The sequence below is a fragment of the Sandaracinaceae bacterium genome, assembly GCA_016706685.1.
In the GTDB taxonomy this organism is placed as follows: domain Bacteria; phylum Myxococcota_A; class Polyangia; order Polyangiales; family Houyiibacteriaceae; genus JADJJE01.
On record JADJJE010000001.1, the window covers coordinates 771,557 to 795,711 of the forward strand.

General features: G+C 72.2%; 16 protein-coding genes. 4 read left to right on the forward strand and 12 right to left on the reverse strand.

Annotated elements, in window-relative coordinates; genetic code table 11:
- Nucleotides 1–65 precede the first annotated feature (65 nt).
- The 4 genes from IPI43_03265 to IPI43_03280 form a co-directional block, all read right to left on the reverse strand.
- Nucleotides 66–1,832, reverse strand: a complete 1,767-nt coding sequence (locus tag IPI43_03265; GenBank protein ID MBK7773146.1) for a HAMP domain-containing protein — start codon at nucleotides 1,830–1,832, stop codon at nucleotides 66–68.
- Nucleotides 1,829–3,187, reverse strand: coding sequence for a hypothetical protein (locus IPI43_03270; GenBank protein ID MBK7773147.1), 1,359 nt, complete (start codon nucleotides 3,185–3,187; stop codon nucleotides 1,829–1,831). The genes IPI43_03265 and IPI43_03270 overlap by 4 nt, the downstream gene beginning before the upstream one ends.
- Complete coding sequence (locus tag IPI43_03275) at nucleotides 3,187–4,581, reverse strand: hypothetical protein (protein ID MBK7773148.1); 1,395 nt, start codon at nucleotides 4,579–4,581, stop codon at nucleotides 3,187–3,189. Before IPI43_03275 ends, IPI43_03270 begins: the two co-directional genes overlap by 1 nt.
- 98 nt (nucleotides 4,582–4,679) lie before the next feature.
- On the reverse strand, nucleotides 4,680–7,091 hold the full coding sequence (locus IPI43_03280; GenBank protein MBK7773149.1) for a PBP1A family penicillin-binding protein: 2,412 nt from the start codon (nucleotides 7,089–7,091) through the stop codon (nucleotides 4,680–4,682).
- Between the two features lie 102 nt (nucleotides 7,092–7,193).
- Between IPI43_03280 and IPI43_03285 the strand changes: the two genes are divergently transcribed.
- Together IPI43_03285 and IPI43_03290 are read left to right on the forward strand one after the other, a co-directional pair.
- Nucleotides 7,194–8,525, forward strand: a complete 1,332-nt coding sequence (locus IPI43_03285; protein ID MBK7773150.1) for a serine/threonine protein kinase — start codon at nucleotides 7,194–7,196, stop codon at nucleotides 8,523–8,525.
- 28 nt (nucleotides 8,526–8,553) lie between these two features.
- Nucleotides 8,554–9,258: an RNA methyltransferase gene (locus IPI43_03290; protein MBK7773151.1), complete on the forward strand. Its 705-nt coding sequence runs from the start codon at nucleotides 8,554–8,556 to the stop codon at nucleotides 9,256–9,258.
- Between the two features lie 90 nt (nucleotides 9,259–9,348).
- On the opposite strand, the gene IPI43_03295 is transcribed toward IPI43_03290, so the two are convergent.
- Together IPI43_03295 and IPI43_03300 are read right to left on the reverse strand one after the other, a co-directional pair.
- On the reverse strand, nucleotides 9,349–11,406 hold the full coding sequence (locus tag IPI43_03295) for a thioredoxin domain-containing protein (protein MBK7773152.1): 2,058 nt from the start codon (nucleotides 11,404–11,406) through the stop codon (nucleotides 9,349–9,351).
- A 226-nt stretch (nucleotides 11,407–11,632) separates the two neighbouring features.
- A complete protein-coding gene (locus tag IPI43_03300) occupies nucleotides 11,633–12,130 on the reverse strand; it encodes a hypothetical protein (protein MBK7773153.1) in 498 nt (165 codons plus the stop codon).
- 266 nt (nucleotides 12,131–12,396) lie between these two features.
- Between IPI43_03300 and IPI43_03305 the strand changes: the two genes are divergently transcribed.
- On the forward strand, nucleotides 12,397–13,236 hold the full coding sequence (locus IPI43_03305; protein MBK7773154.1) for a serine/threonine protein kinase: 840 nt from the start codon (nucleotides 12,397–12,399) through the stop codon (nucleotides 13,234–13,236).
- Here IPI43_03305 and IPI43_03310 read toward each other — a convergent pair.
- The 3 genes from IPI43_03310 to IPI43_03320 all read right to left on the reverse strand — a co-directional run bounded on the left by IPI43_03310 (nucleotide 13,229) and on the right by IPI43_03320 (nucleotide 15,909).
- Entirely contained in the window at nucleotides 13,229–13,618 is a 390-nt protein-coding gene (locus IPI43_03310) for a VanZ family protein (protein ID MBK7773155.1), read from the reverse strand. The genes IPI43_03305 and IPI43_03310 overlap by 8 nt on opposite strands.
- Nucleotides 13,619–13,656: 38 nt before the next feature.
- Nucleotides 13,657–15,075, reverse strand: a complete 1,419-nt coding sequence (gene miaB / locus IPI43_03315; protein ID MBK7773156.1) for a tRNA (N6-isopentenyl adenosine(37)-C2)-methylthiotransferase MiaB — start codon at nucleotides 15,073–15,075, stop codon at nucleotides 13,657–13,659.
- A 75-nt stretch (nucleotides 15,076–15,150) separates the two neighbouring features.
- Nucleotides 15,151–15,909, reverse strand: a complete 759-nt coding sequence (locus IPI43_03320) for a hypothetical protein (protein MBK7773157.1) — start codon at nucleotides 15,907–15,909, stop codon at nucleotides 15,151–15,153.
- Nucleotides 15,910–16,633: 724 nt separating this feature from the next.
- Between IPI43_03320 and IPI43_03325 the strand changes: the two genes are divergently transcribed.
- Nucleotides 16,634–17,488 carry a class II glutamine amidotransferase gene (locus IPI43_03325; GenBank protein ID MBK7773158.1) on the forward strand — a complete coding sequence of 285 codons (855 nt, stop codon included), beginning with the start codon at nucleotides 16,634–16,636 and terminating at the stop codon, nucleotides 17,486–17,488.
- Nucleotides 17,489–17,676: 188 nt separating this feature from the next.
- On the opposite strand, the gene IPI43_03330 is transcribed toward IPI43_03325, so the two are convergent.
- From IPI43_03330 to IPI43_03340, 3 genes are all read right to left on the reverse strand, one after another.
- Entirely contained in the window at nucleotides 17,677–18,810 is a 1,134-nt protein-coding gene (locus tag IPI43_03330) for an FHA domain-containing protein (GenBank protein MBK7773159.1), read from the reverse strand.
- Nucleotides 18,811–18,884: 74 nt separating this feature from the next.
- Nucleotides 18,885–19,670, reverse strand: coding sequence for an FHA domain-containing protein (locus tag IPI43_03335; GenBank protein MBK7773160.1), 786 nt, complete (start codon nucleotides 19,668–19,670; stop codon nucleotides 18,885–18,887).
- A gap of 213 nt (nucleotides 19,671–19,883) precedes the next feature.
- The gene (locus IPI43_03340) at nucleotides 19,884–24,116 is read right to left on the reverse strand and encodes a HEAT repeat domain-containing protein (protein MBK7773161.1); all 4,233 of its coding nucleotides are present in this window, start codon (nucleotides 24,114–24,116) and stop codon (nucleotides 19,884–19,886) included.
- Between the last annotated feature and the right edge of the window lie 39 nt (nucleotides 24,117–24,155).

Genomic DNA, 24,155 nt, shown 5'->3' on the forward strand with positions numbered 1-24,155 from the left:
TCAACGACACGGAACGCCCCGGCGGTCGCACCGCGATCGACGGGGCGCTCTCATTCCGTCCGCGGTCAGCTGCGCGTCAGCTCCGACAGCGTGGCGTCGGCCTGCGACTCGCTCGCGTCCATGGGCGGCCCGCTGACCGGGAAGAACACGCGGAAGCCCGCGCCTCCGTCGAGGCCCTCACCCAGCTCGATGAGGCCGCCGTGGTCTTCCACGATGCGCTGCACGATGGCGAGACCGAGGCCCGTGCCCGTGGACTTGGTGGTGTAGTAGGGCTCGAAGACCGTGTCGCGCTGGTCGAGCGGGATGCCGGGGCCGTTGTCCAAGACGGACACCAGCACCCCTTCGCGGTCGGCGCGCAGCACCACGCGCACCACGCCGCCGCGCATACCGTGGCGTGCGAGCGCCGCATCGCGCGCGTTCTGCACCAGGTTGACCAGCACCTGCGCCACCTGCTCGCGGTCGGCGCGCACCATGGGGATGGCGCCCTCCACGCGCAGCTCGGGGGGCACGTCGTCGTGCGCGTGCAGCGTGGTCACCTGCTCGGCCACGCGCACCAAGTCCACGCTGTCGAGGCGCGGGCGCGGCATGCGGGCAAACTCGCTGAACTCCCCCACGATGCGCTTCATGCGCTCCACCTCTTCGAGGATGGTGAGCGTGCTCTCCTCGAAGATCTCGTCGAAGTCCGGGTGCTTCTTGGCGTAGGTCTTGCGCATGGTCTCGATGGAGACCTGGATGGGCGAGAGGGGGTTCTTGATCTCGTGCGCGATGCGCCGCGCGATGTCGCGCCACGCGGCGATGCGCTCGGCCCGCCGCAAGCGCTTCTGCGCAGACTTGAGCTCGCGGGTCATGTGGTTGAAGGCGCTGAAGGTGCGGCCCACCTCGCCACCGCCGCGCTCGTCGATGGCCAGCTCGAGGTCGCCGGCGCCGATGCGCGTGGCGGCGTCCTCCAGCTCACGCAGCGGGCGCGAGAGGCGCACGGCCACCAGCGTCGCGAAGAGCAGCGCCAGCAACGCAGCCACGCCGGCGGTCAGCAAGTTCTGCTGGAGCAGGCCCGCCAGCTGCGCCTCGAGGTCCGCGTCGTCGATGGCGGCCAGCAGCTCGTAGCGCTCCTCCCCGCTGGCCGAGCGGAACGTGAACACGCTGGCCTGCCCGCCGCCGTCGCGCACTTCGCTCGGCAACGCGTCTCCCGGGCGCACCAACACGGCACGCACGGCCGAGTCTTCGCCGAACCAGCGCGAAGCGCGCTCCGCGTCCAAGAAGGCGCCACCCAAGAGGGCCACGCGAACGCCGTCGCGCTCCACGGCGCAGCCGGTCACCCAGGCTTGCTCATCGCGCGCGGGCTCACGACCGTCGCGCACGCGCAGCGTGGTCACGAACGGCTCGTCGCCGCTGCGCTCGAGCTCCTGCAGCAGCGCCACGTCGCGCGCGCCGGCCAGCGACGGGTAGTGCCCAGCGCCCAGCACGCGCCCACGGTCGGCCCCGCGCGCGTCGAACAGCAGCAGCGCGTCGAAGCCCACGGACTCCATCAAGGGCGGCAGGAGACGCTCGAGCTCGGCCTGCTCGGGGCCCATGAAGTGCCCGCGCGCCAGGTCCAACATGACGCGGTCCACCAACAGGTCGTGAGCGCAGAGGCGCGCGAGCGTGGCGCTCATGTCGCTGGCGCGGCCCGCCAGCAGCCGGCGCCCGGCCTCGGCGCGCGCGTCCAGCTGGCGCGCATACGACTCTCGCGTGCGGGCCTCGATGCCGCGCTGGGCCAGCACGCCCACCACCGCCATGGGCAGCCAGGCCACCAGCACGAAGGCCAGCGAGAGACGCACACGCAGGCTCTTCATCGCAGCACCTCGCGCGGGCGATAGAGCGCGTCGAGGCGCAGCCGGCCGAGCGCGTCGAAGCCCACGCCCAGCAGCGTGGCGCGGTGGCGCACCCCATGATCGCGGCCCCCCAGCACCCAGGCGGCCACGTCGGCGGAGCCCGGATCGCTGCCCACGCGCAGGCCACGCTCGGCAAGGTCACGCGCGCGCTCGAGCTGCCCTGTGGCCGCGAACGCCGCGGCGGTGATGGCGCGGTCGGAGGTGAGCGGCGTGAGCAGCGTGGCCAGACGCAGGTCCCACACGCCCCGGCGCACCCGATCGGCCAGCTCACGGCGCCCGCTGACCACCACCTCCACGCGGAAGCCGCGCGGGTCCAGCTGCGCGGCCAGCGCGTCGGCCACGCGGCGCTCGAACGGGTCCTCCGCGGCCACCAGGATGCGCAGCGGGCCACTGGCGCGCGCGGTGGCCGCGCCCTGGTGTTGCCAGGCCGGCAGGTTGGGACCGAGGCGCGCTCCAGGCACCACGCCCACGCGCTCGAGGCGTGCGCGATCTAGCGCGCCCTCCACGGCGGCACGCACGGCGGTGCTGGCCAGCGCCCCGCCCGCACGGTTGGGGATCAGCAGCACCGGCGCGTAGCGGCCCGCGCGTACGAAGGCGCCATCTCGTCCGGCCGCGAACGACGCATGCAGCTCGCCCAGCTCGAAGGCGCGCAGCTCGTCGCTGCTGCTGCGGGCGGCCACCACCTGCACCTCGCGCAAGTAGGGAGCGCCGCGGGGCGCGAAGCGCACCCCACGCAGCCGCAGGTGGCCGTTGGATTGCACGTCCACCACGAAGGGCCCCGTGCCGCGCGGCACGGCCTGCTGCGCCACGATGGCCAGCGGCGCCGCGCTCAGCCGGTGCGACAGCTCGCGCGCCGAGAGCCGCGTGCGGAACGCCACCACCAGGGGGCCGTCGGCTCGCACAGCGCCCACCCCGGCCAACAGCCAGCTGTGCCGGCCTGTGCGCGCCGCCTCGAGCGACTGCGCCACGTGCGTGGCGGTGAGCGTGGCGCCCCCGTGCACGCGCAGGCCGTCGCGCAGCGTGACGCGCAGCTCTCCCTGCTCGCGCGCGGGGTTGTCCAGCGCCAAGAGCGGAAGGGTGCGACCGCTCGGCTCGGTCAGGTACAGCGTGTCGTACACGGCCGCTTCGAGCGCCGCCTGGAGTGGCGTAAGCGCGTCACCGGGCAGCGGGCGCGTCAGCGCCCCGTCGGCAGGCAACACCGCCACGCCGCCGAAGGCCGGAGGCAGCGCCCCCTGTGCCGAGCGCGACAGCGCGAGCCCGAGGAGGAGCGTGACCAGCACCAGCGTGGCGCGCCGTGGCGTCGAGGCGGCCGCCATCACTCCACCACCCACACCCGTGAACCGCCGCGCGCGCGCGTCTCGAAGGCCACGAAGACGGGACGTCCGGTGCCCAGGAAATCGCCCGCTGCGCTGTGCAGCACGGAGCCGGGCATACGCGGGCTCTCCCACACCAGCGCGACGCGTCCGTCGGGCGTCACACGGAACCAGCGCAGCCGGTCTTCCTGGCCTTCGCGGATGTAGTCGGAGGTCAGCACGTCGAGCACGCCGTCCGCGTCGACGTCGGCCGCCGCGAGCGACGCCCCCTGCCCACCCACGCTGCCGTGGCGCCCAGCAGCGCTCGCCACCAGGCTGCCGCGCGGGGTGACCAGCACCGCCACGGGCAGCGCCGCGCCGCTCGGCTGGCGAACGTCCCGCACCACGCGCGCATAGAAGCGGGGCTGCTGCGACGGGGAGTCCTCGCTCGGCTCCACGTCGTCCTCGTCATCGAGGCCGTCGGCGCGCGCGTCGGGCGCCCCCGCAGGCACGAGCTCGCCCTCGAAGTAGTCGCGCCCCGGCACCCAGCGTGCGCAGCCGTCGGAGAACAAGAGCCCCCCGGAGCACCCGGACGCGACCGGCTCGAAGAGCAGCTCGCCGTCCACCAGCGCGAGCGCGAAGTCGCCCTCACGGTCGGAGCGGGCCAGCACCACGCGCCCGGACTGCACCGAGAACCAGGCCTCGAAGCGACGCACCATGGGGACGGTCGGCCGCGCCGCCGGCCAGCGGGCCCGTGCACGGCGCACCAAGCGCAAGCGCGCACCCCCCGCCGACTCGAGCGTGTACACGGACACGTGCGGCGCGCGCGCCACGATCAGCTCGTCGCGCTGATCGCCGTCGAGGTCGGCCACCCCGAAGCCCAGCAGCCCAGCAGCGTCGAAGCGCAGCGAGCGCGCGCTGATGGTGCTAGCCCGCACGGGGGGCACCCCACCCACCACGCGAGTGAGGAACGCATCGAGCGGCGCGCTCGCCTCGCTGACGTGCTCCACGGGAGGCTCGCTGCGGGCGTCCACATAGCGCGCGGTGAGCAGCACGCGCTGTTGGTCGCGGCGCAGCGCGACGCTCACGCCCGTGTCCCGGCCCGCGGTGCGCAGGCGCGTCACCAGCGTGTCGCGCGAGCCGTCCACCGTGGAAGCGAGCTCCACTGCGCCCGCGGGCAGCTGCTGCGTGAAGGCAGCGCGCAGCGCATCGCTCCACGCGGTCTGCGCGCTCGTGTCCGCCGCCGGCAGGCCAAGTACGAGCAAGGTGCTGCGGCCCGCCAGCCACGCGGGCGGTGTCACGCGCGCCAGGAGGGGATGCGCGGCGGCCGGCCCGTTGTCTCCAGGCTGCGCACGCGCGGGTTCCGGCGCACCCGGCGTCTGCGCGTGCCCGGCCGTCCCCAGCCAACACGCCACCATGCCCAGCACCCACCCCCCCCGCAGGCTGATCCGTTGGCCCGTGGGGCTCCTGTCGCCACGTCGTCGAGCATGCGCCCCCGCGCATCCCCGCTTCTGCGTCACGGGCTGCCACCGAACTGCTCGAGCAAGTACGCGTCGGGCGCGGCCACGTCCGGGCGGCGTGCCTGCTCGGTGGGCGCGGTGCCCTCCAGGAACACCTCGTCGCGCGCGCCCTCTTGCCCCGGGTAGGCCAAGAGGCCGCTGGCCGGGTCGATGATGGCGGTGACCACGCCGCTCGGCATGGCGAAGTCGAGCGGAGGCCCCGAGTGCGCGGCCTGCATGATCTCGAGCCAGATGGGCAGCGCGGCGCGCCCGCCGGTCTCGTTGCGGCCAATCGGCCGGCGGTCGTCGAAGCCCACCCACACGCCCGTGACCACACGCGGCGTGTAGCCGATGAACCAGGCATCGCAGGCGTCGTTGCTGGTGCCCGTCTTGCCCGCTGCCGGCCGGCGCAGCGCGCGCGCCCGGGTGGCCGTCCCGCTCTCGATCACGCTGGTGAGCATACTGGTCAGCACGTAGGCCTCCGCGGGCGTCATCACGTCGCGCGCGTCTTCGCGTGGGGGCAGCGCCACGTCACCGCTCGGGCCCTCGATGCGCGTCACGATGCGCGCGTCCGCCCAGCGGCCGCCCGCCGCGAACGTGGCATACGCGTTGGTCATCTCGATGGGGCGCACACCGCTCGCCCCGAGGGCCAGGGCCACCGACGGATCCAGCTCGGTGGTGATGCCGAGACGCGCCGCGAAGGCCACCACGGCGCTGGGCTCGAGCTCTTCGATGACCCGCACCGCCACCACGTTCACGGACCCGGCCAGCGCGTCGCGCAGGCGAATGGGCCCCTGGTGCCGCCAGGTCTCGAAGTTCTGGGGCTGCCACTGGTCGTACACGGCGGGCGCGTCGATGACCAAGGTGGCGGGCGTGTACCGCCGCGACTGGATTCCCAGACCGTAGACCAAGGGCTTGAACGTGCTGCCCGGCTGGCGCACCGCCTGGAGCGCACGGTTGAACCCGGCCCCGTCGTCGTATCCGCCCACGATGGCGAGCACATCCCGCGTGCGCGGATCGATGACCACGGCGGCAGCTTCCGGCCCCAGCTCGAGGCGCGCCTCGGACACGTCGTCCTCTTCCGTGGCGAGCCGCAAGAGCGAGACGTGCACGCGCGCGCCCTCGGCGGCGAAGGCCTCGGCCGAAAGCCCGCTGGGGTTGTAGCGCGCGGCTTCCGAGAGAGAGACCACCGCGCGGGTGCCGCTGATGTCCACCACCAGCTCGGCGCGCTGGTTGTTGCGCTCGAGCACGCGCGCCACGTAAGTGCGACCCAAGCGCAGCGCTTCCGCAGCCGGAGCCTGGGCAGCACGACGCGGCGCCGCGAGGGGCCCTCGGTAGGCGTGCCGCCCGTCGATGGCCTCGAGCCCTCCGCGCACTGCGGCGCGCGTGGCCCGCTGCAGCGCGAGGTCGATGCTGGTGTGCACGGTGAAGCCCCCACGGCGATAGGCTGCATCGTCTACCTGGGCGCGCAGCACCTCGCGCGCGATGGTCATGACCTCCGGCGCACCCCCGCCTGCCGGTGGCAGCTCCACGAGCTCCACCTCGGTGTCGCGGGCGGCCGCGATCTGCTCGAGCGTCACGTCGGGCCAGTAGGCCTCGCGCTTCGCCTCCAGCTGTCCCAGAACATACAGCTGGCGCCGGCGCGCCGCCTCAGGGTGGCGCCGCGGGTTCAGCCGCGTGGGCGACTGCGGAATGCCCGCCAGGAGCGAGGCCTCGGCCAGCGTCAGGTCCTCGGCGTTCTTGCCGAAGTAGTACTGCGCGGCCTCCTGCACGCCGTAGCGCCCCTGACCGAAGTTGATGTGGTTCAGGTAGAGGTGGAGGATCTCGTCCTTGGTGAGCTCGGCCTCCACGCGGTAGGCCAGGATCAGCTCGCGCACCTTGCGCCCGAACGTGCGCTCGGGGGTGAGCAGCAGCAGCTTGACCACCTGCTGGGTGATGGTGGACGCCCCCTGCGCCGCTCGCCGCGCGAGGATGTCGCGGAAGATGGCGCGCGCAATGCCCACGTAGTCCACGCCCGAGTGGCGGTAGAAGTCCGCATCCTCGCTGGCCAGCATGGCCAGCACCATCACGCGGGGGATGCGGTCGATGGGGATGACGGTGCGGCGCTCGTCGTACAGCTCCCCGATGACCGCGCCGCGGCGGTCCACCACGCGCGTGATCTGCGGCGGGTCGTAGGCGCGCAGGCTGGCGACGTCCGGGAGGTCTCGGCTGTAGTAGGCGATGATGCCCACCAGCGTGACGACCCCCAGCACCAGGCCCACCAGCGCCAGCTTGAGCAGACGCGCGCCCCAGCGCCGCAGCCGGCTCGGTGGGGGCGGCGCAGCCTGACGGCCCCCTGGCCGCCCGGGACCGCGACCCGGGCGAGTGGCGCTGGCCGATGAGGGGCGGGCAAAGGGAGGCGGGCTCTTGCGCTTGCTGGGAGGTGGCATCGGGTCGGTCGGCGCAGGGCGGCGCTCGCGTCACCTCATATAGCAACGTTGGCGGGGAAAGCCCCATTCCGGCGAGTCGTGACGTGGTAGCGTTATCACCCGATGCAGAATCGCTTCATCCGGTGCCCCCACTGCGGCGTCCCGCACGACGCCTCGGTGCCGCTGTGCCCCACCACCGGACAGCCCGTGGCGCGCGCCACCAAGCGCACCAGCTCGAACCCTGCTCCGGCTACGGCGGCAGCCCCCGCGGCGGCGCCCAAGGCAGCGCCCGTGTCTGCACCGTCGTCACCCGCAGACGTCATCCTCGGTGGGCGCTATCGCCTGCTGCACATTCTGGGCGAGGGGGGCATGGGCACCGTCTGGGCCGCCGAGCACCAGCTCCTCAAGAAACTTGTGGCCGTGAAGCTGCTCCTGCCGCAGCAGCTGCATGGCGCCGCGCGCAAGCGCTTCGAGAGGGAGGCGCGCATGGCCGGCTCCATCGGCCACCCCAGCATCGTGAAGGTCTTCGACCTGGGGCACCGCGAGGACGGCGCACCCTACCTGGTCATGGAGTACTTGAAGGGCGAGTCGCTGGCGGACCGCCTCGAGACCTATGGCGCGCTCGACGTGGCGGAGTGCGTGACCATCATGACGCAGGTGCTCGGGGGTCTCGCGGCCGCGCACGAGAAGGGCATCGTCCACCGCGACCTGAAGCCGGACAACATCTTCTTGGCGCGCCAGGACGACGGGGTCACGCGCGCGAAGCTGTTGGACTTCGGCGTCAGCAAGAGCCTGGACGAGAACACGCTCGCGCTCACCCGCACGGGCGCGGTGATCGGCACCCCGTACTACCTCTCGCCGGAGCAGGCGCGCGGCGACCAGGGCATCGACCATCGCGTGGACCTGTGGGCGGCCGGCGTGGTGCTCTACGAGATGCTCACCGGACAGCTGCCGTTCATCGCAGACAACTACAACGCGCTGCTGGTGAAGATCCTCATGAACGCGCCAGTGCCGCCCTCGCGCGTGCGGCCCAGCATCCCGCTCGAGATGGAGGCCATCGTGCTGCGGGCGCTGGAGCAAGACCGCGAGCACCGCTTCCCGAGCGCGCAGGTCATGCTGGACGCGCTGGCACGCGTGCAGGTGCCCAACGCCAAGGGCACGGGCTCGGCGCGGCGCGCGGGGCCGAAGCCCACGGAGGACGACGACGGCACGCTGGTGTCCACCGACGTGCACCTGGGCGAAGAAGAGCTGAGCGTCACCTCCGACCTGGACGAGCCCACGCAGGTCAGCGACAGCTTCGTGTTCGATGCCCTGCGCCGCACCGGCACCCTCGAGGTGGACGTGGACATCGATCTCGGCGACGAGGAAGAGGGCGCCCAGGACGAGCAGGAAGCCACGCTGGTCAGCGACAGCATCGCGCTCGACTTCCCGCACAAGAAGAGCGGCAAGCCCTGAGCCCCGCGGCCTGCTACAGGGGGCGTCCATGCGGCACGACTCCACCGACGTCATCGAGATCACGGGCCCTCCGGAGCTGACCCGGCCGGCGTCCGACGTGATCCGCGTGCTGTCGGGGATGATCACGCCCACCCGCCTCGGGCGCATCGAGGCCGCCGCGCGTGGACGCACCCTTGGGGTGGTGCCGGTCCTGGACGGCCTGAGCGACCCGCACAACGCGTCGGCCATCTTGCGCAGCTCGGAGGCGTTCGGCGTTCAAGCGGTGCACTTGGTCCCGGGTCCACACGGCTTCCGCGCCACGCGCTCGGTGGAAAAAGGCAGCAGCCGCTGGCTGGACATCCAGCTGCACGCGGACTCGGCCACCTGTGCCGACGCCGTGGTGGCCGCGGGCTACCAGCTCTTCATCGCGGTCATGGACGGCGACGAGACGCCCGAGTTGCTGGCCGAGCGCGTGGCGAGCGGGGAGCGCGTGGCCGTCGCCTTCGGAAACGAACGCGAGGGCATCTCGGACGCGATGCGCGCCCGCGCCACGGGCAGCTACCGGGTGCCCATGCGCGGGTTCGTGGAGAGCCTGAACGTGTCCGTCGCGGCCGCGACCACGCTGTACACCATCACGTCACGGGCCCCGCGGCTCGCGAGCGAGGCGGAAGTGCAGCGCCTGATCGCGCGCTACCTGATGCACTCGGTGCACGACGCCGAGTCCGTGCTGGACTTGCACCTCGATGGTGGGTAGGCGCGCCGCCATCTCGGCGAGCAGACGCGACGGAACGCAAACGGGCCAGCCCCGAAGAGCCAGCCCGCGTGCGTCATTCGTCAGCCAGCTTCAGCGCGCGGCGAGCGCGGCGCGCACGGCGGCTTCGAACTGCTCGTAGGGGACGGCGCCGGAGATGACGGTCCCGTTGATGACGAAGCCCGGCGTGCCGTTGATGCCCACGGCCTGCGCGGCCGCGAGGTCGGCGTCCACGGCCGCCTTGTGACGCTCGGTGTCGAGCGCCTGGCGGAACTGCGCCATGTTGATGCCGCCGAGCTCGGTCGCGAGGCGCTCGAGGGTCTCGCGGGTCAGGTCACGCTGGTTCTCGAAGAGCTTGGCGTTGTAGGCCCAGAACTTCTCGTCGCCGCCCTGACGCTGCACCTCGCGGGCCGCCTGGGCCGCGATGTGCGCGTTCGGGTGGAACGGCAGCGGGAGGTCGCGCCAGACCAGACGGATCTGGTTCGGGAACGCGGCCATGAGCTGCTCGATGGTCGGGAGGACGCGCGAGCAGAACGGGCACTGGTAGTCGCTGATCTCCTGGATGACGACCGGCGCGTTGGCCGGGCCCTTGCTGGGGGCACCCGCCGGGATGGCGAGCTCGACGCGGGTCGGACGCGCGGGAGCGGCGGCGGGGGCAGCAGCTCCGGGAGCCGCGCCAGCCGGGGCGGCCAGCATCTGCTGCGTGGTGTGACCGTTGCGGATGGTCTCCGCGTAGACGCGGGCGCGCGGGGTGCCAGCGGCCACGAGGGCGCGGGCCTTGGCGAGTTCCTCGTCGATGACCATCTTGAAGGCCTCGAAGGGCTGGGCGCCGCGCAGGTTGCGGCCGTTGATGAAGAACGACGGGGTGCCGCTCGCGCCGAGGCCCTGCGCCAGCTGCTGCTGCGCGGTGATGATGGCCTGGTGCTCGTTGTTGTCGAGGGCGGCGCGGAGCTGAGCCATGTTCAGGCCCGCCTGCTGCGCGTAGGTCTCGATGTTGGGGCGCGAGAGGTCGGCCTGGTGCTCGAAGAGCAGCGCGTGCAGGGCCCAGAACTTGGCGTTGCCGCCCTGCTCGAAGGCCTCCATGGCCGCGATGGCGGCGGGCATGGCGTTCGGGTGGAAGCCGAGGGGGTTGTTCATCCACACGACGCGGACGTCACGACCGTACTCCTGCACGATGCGCGTGACGGTGGGCTCGACGCGCGAGCAGAACGGGCACTGGAACTCGCTGAAGAGCACCAGGGTGACGAGAGCGTCGTCCGGACCCTGCTGGGGCAGACGACCCTCGACGGGCACGCGGTAGACCGCGTTCGGATCGGGCTGCGGGCGAGCCTGCTGGGGAGCGGCGCCCGGCTGAGCGCCCGGGGCGGCGGCCGGGGCAGCGCGCGTGAGGCCACCACGGGTGACGGCGGCGTAGATGTTGGCGGCCGGCGTGCCGGACGCGATCAGGCGCTGCGCGTTGGCGATCTCGGCGTCGATGATGGCCTTGAAGGCCTCGAAGGGCTGGGCGCCCGTGACCTGGATACCGTTGATGAACGAGTTGGGCGTGCCCTGAGCGCCGATCTGTGCGGCGAGCGCAGCGTCGGCCTCGATGGCGCGCTGGTGCGTGTGGCCGTCCATGGCGGCGCGGTAGCGCGTCATGTCCAGGCCGACTTCGCCGGCCCAGCGGTCCAGGTTCTCGCGGGTGAGCTCACGCTGGTTCTGGAACAGGATGTCGTGCAGCCGCCAGAACTTCTCGTTGCCACCCTGCGCGAACGCCTCCATGGCGGCCTCGGCCGCGGGCATGGCGTTGGGGTGGAAGCCGAGCGGGAGGTTGCGCCACACCACGCGCACCTGCGTGGGGTACTCGCGCAGCATCTGCTCCGTGATGGGGATCATGCGCGAGCAGAACGGGCACTGGAACTCGCTGAACACCACCATGGTGACGAGCGCGTTGGCGGGGCCCTTGCTGGGCTGCGCCGCCGTCACCGGGATGGCGTAACGCGGCGTGCCGCCTGGGGCCGCAGCGCCAGCGCCGATGGCACCTGCTGCGCCTTCGCCTTCGCCCGCGCCGTCGTCGGAGGGCGCGACGACGACTTCCGCGTCCTCACCGCCACCGCCGCTGCGCTGTCCCACCAGGTTGCCAACACTGAAGCTGGCGATGGACGCGATCAAGATCGCGATAATTGCTGATCCTCTACTCATTGGTATGTACCTCTCGGCGCCCGTCCCAGTGTTGGGGACGGTGCGCAGTAAACGTTTTGCTGAAGGGAACCGGGTTCGAAGAAGCCTCGAGCACAGCAGGCACGGCGCTCGTCTTCGGGCGTCACGCGCAGCAGTCGCGCCCCAGAGAGGGACACCGCTGGCGAGCAGAACGAGGACGGACGGAGCCCAGCCGCGCTCAGCCCAGACGGGGCGGGCGATCGAGCTCACTGAGCTGCCCCGTTGCACCGGTTCCCACCCGAATGGGCGGGTGACCAGGCTTCTCGGGATGCGCTACAGCACACACGGCGCGATGCTCGGAGAGCGTCGCGCCAGCGTCGGTCGAGTTCACGCGCTCGTCGCGCGTCGGGGCCTCGCTGCCCGTGTCACACTGCGGCTCGTCGCCGTTCTCGCACCATGCGGGATTGCCACCGGCGCGGCGGCTGCCGGGGCCCCGGCGCTCGGCACCGTCTACGAGACCGGTGCCCGCCACCCAAGCAGCGCGGTCTTCGTCTAGCGCCAAGGCCGCCGAGGTGGGCGCACTGACCGCGCTGGTCTCGATGCAAGCGCCGCGCGAGTCTGCGTGGGCCGTGCCAGCGGCACCGCAGACCACCACGCCGGACGCGACCAAAGACGCCAACAGCAGCGCACCACGGGGCGCGAGCGGGCGGTTCGGGGTCATGGGCGTCGGTCGCATGGGGGCGTCAGGATACGCAAATGCCGGGGAACCGCAATGGCCGGGAGCGGACTCGCCCTGTGGGCGGGGAAGAGATTGGACAGCCGGGGAACGAGGGAACGAAGCGGGGTGTGTGGGAGTGGAGTGGAGTAGGACGGTGAGGAGGCTTCGTTGCGGGGCTCGTTCCCCGGCATCCGTGAAGTACAACGCGACGGGCCGAGGGGTATTCCGTCGCCTCGCTTTTTTTTTCTCCGCGGTGGGGGCGGCGGCCTTAGTAGGCTGCCGCAGTGCAATCGCTAGAGAGAGGCGCGATCTTCGCGGGGCGCTACGTGGTGGAGCAACTCCTCGGGGAGGGAGGCTCTGGAGCGGTGTTCGCGGCGCACGACCCCGACACGGGTGCGGCCGTGGCCATCAAGGTGCTGCGCCCCGAGCTGGCCGAGGACGCGGGCCTGCGCGCGCGGTTTCGACGGGAGGCCGGGCTGCTGCAGCACCTCTCGCACCCGGCCATCGTGACGGTCCAGGGTGGGGGTGAGACGCCCCTGCACCCGGGCGGCCCGGCCCTGCCGTTTCTCGTCATGGAGCGGCTGACCGGGCTGACGCTGCGCGCCTCACTCGCCGGCCCGTCTTCCCCCGCCGAGGTGCTGGCCTGGCTGATGCCCATCGCGAGCGCGCTGACGCAGGTGCACGCGATGGGTGTGCTGCACGGCGACATCAAGCCCGACAACCTCTTCCTGACGGGGAGCGGGCCCAAGTTGGTGGACTTCGGGAGCGCGAAGGTGCACGGCTTCCCGCGCCTGACCGCCACCGGAGAGCTGACCGGCACGCCGCACTACATGGCGCCCGAGGTCATCTCCGGGGAGCGCACGCTGGACGCACGGACCGACGTCTACGGGTTGGGGGTCACTGTGTTCGAGGCGCTCGCGGGGCGGCTGCCCTTCACCGCGCGTCACCCGGGCCGTTTGGTTGCCGAGATCATGAGCGGCGACCTGCCCTCCCTGCTCACGCTGCGCCCGGACCTGACAGCGCTCGCACCTGTCGTAGCGCAAGCCATGCACCGCACCACGGATGGCCGCTTCCCCAGCGCAGAGGCGTTTGCGCTCGCGCTGGCCGCAGTCCCGGTCAGCTGACGGGAGGCGTGCTGGCGGACGCACGCCGGCGACGGCCCCAGACCGCCGCTACGAGGGCGCCGAGCAGCGCGCCGAGGGCGTCCGCCACGATGTCCATCAGGTCCGCGTTGCGGCCAGGCACGAAGCTCTGGTGCAGCTCGTCCGTCACGCCGAAGGCGGTGGCCAGGAACGCGCCCACCAACATGGTGCGGAGCCCGTGGTGCAGCGGCCACGTGCGCACGGAAGCGTAGGAACACAGGCCTCCGAGCACAGCGTACTCGATGGTGTGCACCAGCTTGTCTTTGAAGGGCAGCTCGTCGATCGCGGGCGCTTGCAGCCGGAAGGACGACAGCAGGAAGATGAGCGCCATGTACGCGAGCGCCGGGGCCCACGCCTTCAACACCTGAGCGCGCGTGGGTGCCGACGGGAGCGGAAGCGAGCTCACGCCACCACCGGGAGCGCCAAGCGGCCGCGTGGGACCTTGGTGGCGAGCGGCCCGCGCGGTACCTCCCCGACCGCGCGCCCGAGCAGGCTGTGCTTGTAGGCCTCGGTGATCTCCACCTCCACCAGGTGGCCCGTGGGGTCGTGCCCCTGCGGCGCGTCGAAGTGGGTGATCTCGTGGCGCTCCGAGCGCCCGCTGAAGCGCCCCGTATCGCCGCGGCTGGGGCCCTCCACCAGCACGTGCTGGCGCGTGCCCACCAACGAGGCGAGGTGCGCGCTCTGCTGCTCGGCCACGAGGTCGAAGAGGCGCGTCAGGCGCTCGCCCTTGACCTCCTCGGGCACGTCGTCCACCAGGTTGAGCGCGGGCGTGAAGGGCCGCGGCGAGTACTTGAAGCCGAAGGCCGCCACGAAGCCCACTTGGCGCACGAGGTCGAGCGTGTCTTCGAAGTCGGCCTCGGTCTCACCGGGGAAGCCCACGATGATGTCGGTGGAGAGCGTGAGCCCCGGGCGGGCGCGCATGAGCACGTGTGCACGCTCGATGTACTCCTCGCGCGTGTAGCGCCGCGCCATGCGCCGCAGCTGCTCGTTGGAGCCCGACTGCACGGGCAGGTGCACGTGCGCCGGCAGCACGGCCAGCTCCGCGTGCGCTGCGATGAGGTCGTCCGTGAGGTGCCGCGGGTGCGGCGACGTGTAGCGCAGGCGCGCGAGGTCCGGCACCTCGGCCGCGATGCGGCGCAAGAGGTCCGCGAACTGCGAGCGGCTCGCGGTGCGGCGGCTGGTGGGCGCGACTCCATCTTCGTACCAGGAGTTCACGGTCTGCCCCAGCAGCGTGATCTCGCGCACACCGCCTTCCACCAGGCGCGTGATCTCCTCGACGATGGTGTCCCCCGAGCGGTAGCGCTCGCTGCCGCGGGTGTAGGGCACGATGCAGTACGTGCAGCGCTCGTCGCAGCCCTTCATGACGGTCACGAACGAGGTCACCTCGCGCAGGCCCTCGCGCGGCTTGGCGTGCAGGAACTGCGGCTCGTCCATGTCGAACACGGTGCGCGCGCGCGGCGGGGCGCCGCCCTCGGCCTCACGCAGCAGCCCGGGCAGCTCGGGGATGTTGTCGGGCCCCAGCACCAGGTCGATGAAGGGCGCCTTCGCCAGCAAGCGCTCGCCCTCTTGCTGCGCCACGCACCCCGCCACCGCCAGCATCACACCACGGCGCTGCTCCTTGAGCGGGCGCAGCGTGCCCAGCAGGCTCATGAGCTTGTGCTCGGCCTTCTCGCGCACGCTGCAGGTGTTGACCACGATGAGATCCGCCAGCGTGGCGTCGTCGGTCGGCTCGAACCCGTCCGCGTGCAGCACCTCCTCGATGCGACGCGAATCGTGCACGTTCATCTGGCAGCCGAAGGTCTGGACGATGTAGCGCTTCATGGGGACCGGCCAACTTGTCGCGCGCCGGGGCGCTCGGCGCAAGCCAAGGCTGCCTGCGGCGCGCCGATGGAGGCGTCAATAGACCGAGGCGATGGCGTCCATGCGGGGCGTGGGCACCCCCAGCGCGCGGGCGTGGTGCTGCAACCTGTCGAGACGCGAAGCCGAGGTCCGCCCGCGACAGCCGTGCTCGGGATCGCCCGCCACGGAGGCCTCGAAGTGTGCGAAGAGGGCGTCGAAGTCGAGCTCCTGCCCCGTGAGCGCCGCCTGCACCGCGATGACCTCGCGCGCCACCACCTCGGCCAGCGGCCGGTGCGCCGCCAGCAGCTGCCCCACGCTGCCGCCCACCTCGAGGCCCGCGATGTTGGCCGTCAGAATGTACAGATTCTTGGCCACCAGCTCGAACAGCAGCTGCTCGTCGGGCACCGCGTGCGTGGGCACGCCGAGGCCTGCCAGCGCGGCCACCCAGAACTCCCGCTGCGGCCCCGCAATGGGCGTGCTGCGGATGGGCCGGAGGTCGGTGGTGGCCTTCTTCTCGAACCACACCACCGCCACCGTCGGGTCCACGACACCACGCTCGGTCCAGCTGCTGGGCAGCAGCTCGTTCTGCAGCAGCAACGTGCGCTCTCGGTAGCCCGCCGGCAGCGCATCGAGCGCGGCCGTGAGATCCAGCTCGCCCACGGCCACCACCACCGACCGCGGCGCGGGCGTTTCGCGCGCCACCTCGGCGATGTCCTGCCCACGCGTGACGGGCACCACCCGGCACCCCGCGCCCTCCGCCGCCCGCGCGAACACCCCACCCATCTGCCCGAGACCGATCACCACGACGTCATCCATCCCCCACCCCTTATCACGCGCTCGGTCACAGATCCCGCGCGCCGCGTGGGTGTCGTGACGTGGGGAGGTGATCGCGAGGAGCGGGAGCGGCACCCTGGTCTGCGGGGCCGGTCGCGCTGGCGCTCCCTCGGGTGCCTCCCCCAATTCGGCGCGTCCTGCGGACGCTTGAATTGGGCCCCCCCCCACCCCCGCTGCCCAGGGCGCCGCTCCCGCTCCACGCCAACGTCTAGAGGCGGCAAGGGCCCAACTGGGGCGTGCGGGATCCGCTTCTCCACGACGGGCTCACCTGAGCGCTCCGAAGCGCGCCGAGCGCCATCGAGCGCAGCCAGACCCACCGTGCGCCATCGAGCGCAGCCGGACGCACCGAGCCCAGCACGCTCACGAGGCTCGTCGGCCCCAGCCATCCGATGCATCCAGCTGAGCCCACCTGAGCCCAGCCGAGCCTCCGGCGCCCTCTCCCAGGGGCCCGCCAGCGCACCCACGCCCGGCGCGAGGCGCCACCGTGGAGGGCGACGGGCGCCCTGGGCAGCGGGGCTTGATGGGCCCCCGAAAACAAACGCAGCGCGCAGCGCGAAGTGCCGTTTTCAGGGAGGTATCAGAGCGAGCGCCAGCGCGAGCGCCCCCGCAGACCAGGGTGCCCGTCGCCCTCCTCGCCACAACGCCCCCCTTCGAACCAAGGGAGAGCGTTGGCGCGCCCCCCCCCGCGCATGCATGATTGCGGCACATGTGCAGGCTCTTTGCGTTTCGCAGCGTGATCCCCAGCCAGGTCCACCGCTCGCTCATGGCCGCCGACAACGCGCTCGGCGCGCAGAGCGACAAGCACCGTGATGGCTGGGGCGTGGCCTTCTACGTGGACGACTCGCCGCACATCACGCGCAGCCCCACCACGGCCATCGACGACCACCTGTTTCATCGGGTGAGCGGCATCGTGGCGTCGGAGACGGTGCTGGCGCACGTGCGCAAGGCCACGGTGGGCAACAACTCGGTGCTCAACTGCCACCCGTTCCAGTACGGCCGCTGGACCATGGCGCACAACGGGGAGATCCGTGACTTCGAGCGCCATCGCGCCGCCATGCGCGAGCTGGTAGACGACGGCCTGCGTCGCTACATCCTGGGGGACACCGACAGCGAGGTGATCTTCTTCATCTTCCTCACGTTCCTGCGGCGTCGGGCGCCGCTCTACGCACGCTTCGCCCTCGAGGACGTGTTCGCGGCGCTGCGCCAGACCATCACGCTCATCCGCGAACGCTGCGACACCGGCGAGCCGGAGGGGGACGCGCTGCTCACCATCATCGTCACGGACGGCACGCTCATGGCAGCCACGCAGGGCGGCAAGGAGCTCTTCGTGTCCACCTACAAGACGCGCTGCGCCGACCGCGACGAGTGCAAGTCGCTCTCGCCCGAGTGCGAAGCACCCACCGTGTCGGGGTACGTGAACCACCTGGTGCTCAGCAGCGAGCGCATGGGCGGGGAGAACGTGTGGCTGCCGCTCGAGCCGGGCGAGATCATCGGCGTGGACGCGCGCATGCGGCTGCACCGCGAGCGCGACGGGAATCGGCGCCTGCCCGTCGTCAGCTGACGCGTGGCGGCCACTGGGCACTCACGGCTGAAGCGCTGAAGCCGTGGGTGCCCATTGTGCCTTGCAGCCAAGCGAATCGGCCCCCGCAAGAGATGTGGAGGATCGCTAGACGGTGACGGTGACGAACGCCACAACGCGAAACGGGCACCCGAAGGCGCCCGTCTCACACGTGGTTGGAGCGCTCTGCTTCAGTACTCGACGCGGAACAGCTGCTGGCCCATGAGCAACAGCGAGCCACGCGGGATGACTGCGGTGCCACGCACGCGCACGAACGTGCCGTTGGAGCTGCCCACGTCCGTGAGGAACATGCGGCCGCCCTCGCCGTGCACCCGGCAATGCAGACCCGACACGTAGCCGTCATCCGGGAAGATGACGTCGCCGCGCTCGCGCCCGAGGTGCAAGCCGGTGGGCGGGATGGGGTAGCAGTTGCCCACCGTGTCGCGCCCGATGAGCAGGCAGATGCGGCCCAGGAAGCCCGGGTTGGCGCTGCCCATGATCTCCGCTCCGTCCGCGCCGCGCCGAGGCGCGGGCATGAGGTCGAAGCGGATGATCTCCTGACCGATGCGGAAGATGCTGCCCGGCGTGAGCTCCGTGGGCACGTCGTGCGCGATGCGGATGTAGACGCCGTTGAGGCTGTTGAGGTCGGTGACGACCACGCCGCCGCCCTTGAACTCGAACGCCGCGTGCTGCGGGCTCAAGTACGAGTCGCCCGCGAAGGGGCCGCTCGAGTCGCGGCCCACCGTGGTGGTGCCGCTGAGCGAGAAGCGCTCGCCCTCGGTACCGTCGGGCCGGATGAGGACCAGCTGACCCGAGCCCTGGCTGGGCGCGGGCGCGGCGGCGGGCACGGGCGCCGGAGCCGGTGCGCTGACGGGCGCCTTGGTCATGTCGAAGCCGCAGCTGCCGCAGAACTTGAAGTTGGCGGGGACGGGGTTCGAACACTGCGGACACGGCACCTTGCCGTCAGCCGCAGGAGCGGCCGCCTGCGGTGCAGGAGCTGGCTGCGGTGCGGGAGCCGGCTGCGGCGCCGGAGCCGGCTGCGGCGCGGGCTGCGCCACGGGACGAGACGTGGGCACCGCCGGGGTGGGTGCCATCGCGTGAGGAGCCCCACCCCCTACTGGAATACCAGCGGGCGGCGTGGGCGCCGTGAAGCTCTTGGGCTGCGCGGTGTCACGCGGCAGCTCAGCACCACAGCCAAGGCAGAACTTGTAATGGGGCTGATTATTCTTGCCACAGCGGGGGCACTCGATCACGGAAGTCTCCTCAATCGGAAGGGCCAACTGGCCAACGCTGCTGGCCAAGGACCCGTAAGTGGGTGCGAGCATAGTCAGGCTCGCGAGAAAGGGTCAAGGGAGTGTTGGGCAGCCGAACGAAATGAGCGGCACGCCCAAGCGCAGAATCAGGCCGTCACCTCGACGCGCAGCAGCTGCTTGCCGAGGAAGAGGTAGTCGCCGTGGTTGAGGTCGGCCTGGCCCTTGATGCGGGCGTAGGTGCCGTTGCGCGACCCGGTGTCGGTCAGCATGAAGCGACCACCGGCGTTGTCGATGCGCGCGTGGTTGCCGGACATGTAGATGTCCTCCGGGAAGTTGAGGTCGCAGTCCTCGCGGCCGATGACCGCCGAGGCCTCGCGGGCGCAGAACACGATGCCGTCCACGCCGCCGACCAACACCTGCGTGACGCGGAAGGGGCTGGGGCGCCGGGGCGAGGAGTAGAAGTAAGTCTGGTCGTCGGCCGGGCTCGAGGCATCGGGCGGGGTGGCGTCCAAGCGGAACACCTGGTCGCCACACAGGAACGTGTCCCCCGGGGCGATCTCGACGGGCTGCGTGATGCGCAGGAAGATGCCGTTGGTGCTCTTCTCGTCGCGCGCGATGAGGCGCTCGCCCTCGTAGAGGAAGTTGGCATGGCGGGGGCTGAGCCACGTGTCGTCCGGGAAGATGATTTGGTCTTCTTCGCGGCCGGCGATGTGCTCGCTGCCCTGCAGCACGTAGCTGAGGCCGTCCACGCCCTGGTCGCCACGGATGAGGATGAGGCGCGCCTTGCCGGGCGTCTGCATGGCTCCGAAGAAGTCCACCTGGCCCGTCTGGACCTGGATGGGCACCTCGCCACCGCAGCCACCACAGAACTTGTGACCCGCCGGGACGGGGCTCGCGCACTCTTTGCAGACGTAGTTACGGGCTTGCTCCATCGGTTCCTCCGCCCCAGCTTGGGGACTCAACGCGGCCGCGGCACCGAGCAGGACTCCGCAGTTGACACAGCGAGGCGCGCCCATGGGGCAAAACGCGTCGCACTGTCCACATACGATCCCAACGTACTCATCCATGCCAACGGCTAATCCTGGTTGCTCGTCGCAGAGCGCGACCGACGCAGCGGGAGTAGTACGTTATTGTCAGTGCTCGCGTCAACGTTGCAGGGCCGCGGCGGCCGCGCGACGAACGCTGCCGTCCGTGTCGGTGTCCCGCGCGCGCTCGAGGCCGGCTCGTGCCGGACCCGCGGTGCTGCCCGAAAGGCCCGCGATGGCCGCCTCTCGCACGAAGGCGTATCGGTCTTCCGTGGCCAGCTCCACCAGGTGCTGGACCAGCGTGGCCTGTTGGGCGGCCGAGAGGGCCACCGCGCCCTCGAGCGGCCTGGCGTAGCGCGAAAGCGTGTGCGTGGCCTCGAGCCGAGTGGGCCAGTGCGCGTGGTCACGTGCCAGCAGCGTCACCTGCTGGAGCGTCTGGTCGGTGGGCGCCCGCTCCCGCAGAACGCGCAGCGCAGCGCCCACCACGGCGGGCTCGGAGTCACCCAGGGCCCCTGCGAGCGCCGCGTCCACGGCGTCTCCCGACAGCCGCGCCAGCACCACCAGCGCGCCCTCACGCACGCTGCGGTCCGGGTGCCGGGTGGCGTCGGCCACGTCCGGAACCAGGGCCGCGCCGAGCGCGGCCAGCTGCGTGAGCCCGCGCTCGCGCGCGCCCGGCTCCCAGCGCTCGAGGTCACGGGTCAGGGCACCCAGCCCAATCGTGCGCGGCCCTCCGACGCCGGCCCCCGCGGGACCCGCCGCCAGCAGGACCAGCGCACCGCGCACGGACTCGACCGGCCCGCGAAGCGCATCTCGCGCGGCGTCCACCAGCGCGCCACGCAGCGGCTCGAGCTCGATGGCCCCGCCCGTGGCCGCGATGTCCAGCATCAGCGGGAGGTAGTCGGTGGCCTGCGCGGCCCCTTGCGGCACGGGGAACGGGCTCTCGTCGGTGCCGGCCGCAGCGCTCGCGCTGGGAATGGCATGCAGCGCCTGGGACGCAGCCTCGTGCTGCCCCTCGGCCACGTCGAAGAGCGCATAGGCCAGCGCCTCGCGCGCGTCGGCCGTGCCGACCTGACCGAGGGCGTGCGCCGAAGCGCGCGCCAAGAGACCCTCGCCCGCGCTGCGCAGCGAGGTCACCAGCACCGGCACGTCCTCGGCCATCCCGAGGCGCCCCAGCGCCCAGGCCGCGCAGGCCCGCACCGAGGGATCCGGATCGTCCGCCAGGAGCGCGCGGAGAGCCGGCGCGGCAGCACGCTCACGCGCACGCCCGAGGCCGAGCGCCGCGAAGGCGCGCACGCTGCGATCGCCCTCGCCCAGCAAGGCTCGCAGCATGGGCACCACGCGCCGGCCGCCCATGCGGGCGAGCGACCACGCGGCGGTCCCGCGCAGGCGGCTCTCGGCGCCGGTGGCCAGCACCTGGAAGCGCGGCGCCAGCGTGTCTGGCGCCACCGCACCCGCGCCGGTCAGCGCGCGCATGCGCAGGTCGCCGTCACGCTCGTCGTTCTCCGCCAGGGCGAGCAGGGGCCCGGCGGCGTTCGGGTTGCCGAGGTGCCCCAGCACCTCCACCGCGATGCGCTGCTGACGAGGGTCCTCGTCGGCCAGCGCCTCGAGCAGCGGCTTGATGGCGCGTGCGCCCAGGCGCCTCAGGTTGGCCTCGGCGGCCGCGCGCTCGGCGCCCGAGCTGGTGGCCAGCTGAATCCATGGCGACGTCATCTGGTCGTAGAGGTCCACCACCAGCTTGCGGAAGATGGGCCGCTGCACGTGAGCCAGCGCCATGGGCAGCAGCTCTTGCTCGAGGGTCTCGAGGGTGCCCTCGCCCAGGTTGATCTGCATGGACACACGGGCCGCTTGGGACACCAGCTCGTCGTCCGGGGAGGAGCGGATCACGCGGCGCAGCAGCGCGTCCGCCGCCCGCGCGTCGCCGGCGGCCAGATGCAGCTCGGCCAGCTGGAAGTACGTGGTGAAGAGCCGCTCGTTCAGCTCGATGGCACGGCGGTAGCTCGCGATGGCGTTCGGGGTGTCCTGCCGCGAGCGGTAGAGCTCGCCCAGGCGGCGGTGCCCCTCGGCGTCGTCGGGCGAGCGCTGCACGGCCTCGGCGGCGAACGCCACGGCGTCCTCGTCGCGGTAGAGCGCGTGGGCGTGCTCGGCCATCTGCTGCAGGTAGCGCGGCGCGCGCCGGGCGTCGGCCTCCACCAAGCGGCGCAGCACCGTGATGGCGGCCGCGCGGTCACCCTCCACCACGTGCACGCGCTCGAGCGCGATGAGGCTCTCCACGTCTCCCGGCGCGAGCTCGATGAGCCGCGCCAGCGTGGCGCGCGCCGCCGGCAGGTCGCGCGGGCGGCGCTGCAGGTGCGCCTCGCTGAGGTAGCGGCCGGCCTCGAGGTCCGGCGGCGTGGCCGAGAACGCCACGGTCCACACGCCAAGCTGCGCCTGCAGCAAGCGCCGCCGCCCGTAGATGGCCACCACACGCCGCCGCGCCTCGCGCCGCGCAGCCCGCTCGACTCCGTCCATGGCGATGACGCGCTGCCAGACCTCGATGGCCTCCGTGTCGCGCGCGGCGCGCTGCTGCGGGGTCTCCCCGTCGAGCGGACGCTCCAGCACGGTGGCGAGGCCACGCGCGTGCTCCACGTCGTCGGGGGCCAGGCGCAGCGCCTCGCGGTACGCCTCCTCCGCGCGCGCGTCCATGGCGTGGTCCGCGTACACGCCGGCCAGCGTGGCGTAGGCGCGAGCGCGGTCGGGCTCGGCCGTGAGGATGCGCTGCCAGACACGCACCGCGCCCGGCTCGTCCCCCTGATCCAGCAGCTGCTCGCCCAGCGCGATGAGGTGCGCAGGGTCGCTCGGGTCGATGCGCACCAGCTGCTCCACCTCACGCTGCGCCAGCTCGGTCTCCCCCCAGCGCGTGTAGAGTTCGGCCAGCGCCTCGTGCACCGCCGGGTCGCTGCCGAACTGGCGGCTGGACCCGGCCGCCAGGCGCAGGGCCTCCTCGCGCTGCCCGGTCTGCATGAGCAGCTGCGCCAGCTCCACCACGAAGCGCGGCTCGCGCGGGGCGCTGCGGATCAGCTGGCGGTACTCCGCGATGACCTCGTCCAGCCGCCCCGAGCGGGCCAGCAGCTGCGCCAGCCGCACCCGCGTGTCGATGTGCCGCGGGTTGCTGCCGAGCGCGCGGCGGTAGGCCACCAGCGCCTCTTCCTCGTGGCCCAGCTCGTCGTGCAGGCGCGCCACCAGCTCGTGCTCCTCGAAGCCTCCGCCGCCACCGGCCTCGAGCTCGGTGATCAGCTCGGCCAGCCGGTCGCCACGGCGGTAGGCCTCCACCATCCCGTCGTAGATCTCGGCGCGCACGCCGGACTCGCGCCCCGCCACGCGCAGCGCACGCTGGTAGGTGGCGATGGCCTCCTGCACCTGCCCGGCGCCCAGCTGGGCCTGCCCCAGCTCGCGCAGCACCGGCGCCAGCACGCGGTTGTCGCCGCGCAGCGAGGTCACTACGCGCTCGTACTCCTCGATCGCGCGCTGGTGGTGGCCGAGCCCCGTGAGCGCGCGCGCGAAAGCAGTGCGCTGGTAGATGCCGGCGTCAGCCCCGCGAGCCAGCTCGCGGTAGTGCGCGGCGGCGTCGTCGAAGTCGTTGGCGGCGAGCGCCAGCTGGGCCAGCTCTTCGCGCAGGTCACGCTGGGCTTGGTCTTCGCGGGTGAGCGTGAGCGCACGCCCGAGCGCGGCCCGTGCACCGGGCAGGTCGCCAGCCGCTGCGGCGAGCCGCCCCTGGGCGCCATGCGGAGCCGGGTCGTTCGGGCGCAACGCCGCCGCCTCGGTGTACATCGCCAGCGCCTCGGCGCGCCGCTGCTGCGCCTTGTACAGGTGGCCCAGGATCATGCGCGCCGGATAGGCCTGCGGGTTGCTGCTGACCTCGCTGCTCAGCTCCGCCTGCAGGCGGTCCACGCTGCCGTCGCGTTCGCGGTAGAGGTCCACCAAACGCTGAAACGCGAACGTCTCGCGCGGGTCGCTATCCAGGATGGCGCGGTAGCGCGTGATCAGGGTCTCGGTGCGCTCGCCGTCCGGCTCGCTGCCCGTGGGCTGCCCGGCGGGGCCTGGACGCTGCGTGGCCGTGCCGGTCTCGCCGGGATCGTCGGGCTGCATGCTGGTCCCGGGACGCATGCTGGTGCCGGGCCGCATGCTGACCCCGGGGCGCATGGTGGTCCCCGGACGCATCCCCGGCGCAGGCTGCATCCCCGTGCCGGGCCGCATGGTCAGGCCCCAGTCCTGGGCGTGGGCGGGGGCCCCTCCCGCGAGCGTGAAGAGCAGCGCGGCGCTGGCGAGGCAGAAAGGACCCGGGGCTGGCAGAGAGAGACGCGCGAGGTCGAACACGAGGGGCAGGATAGCGGGGTTTCTGGCGCGCCGCTGGCG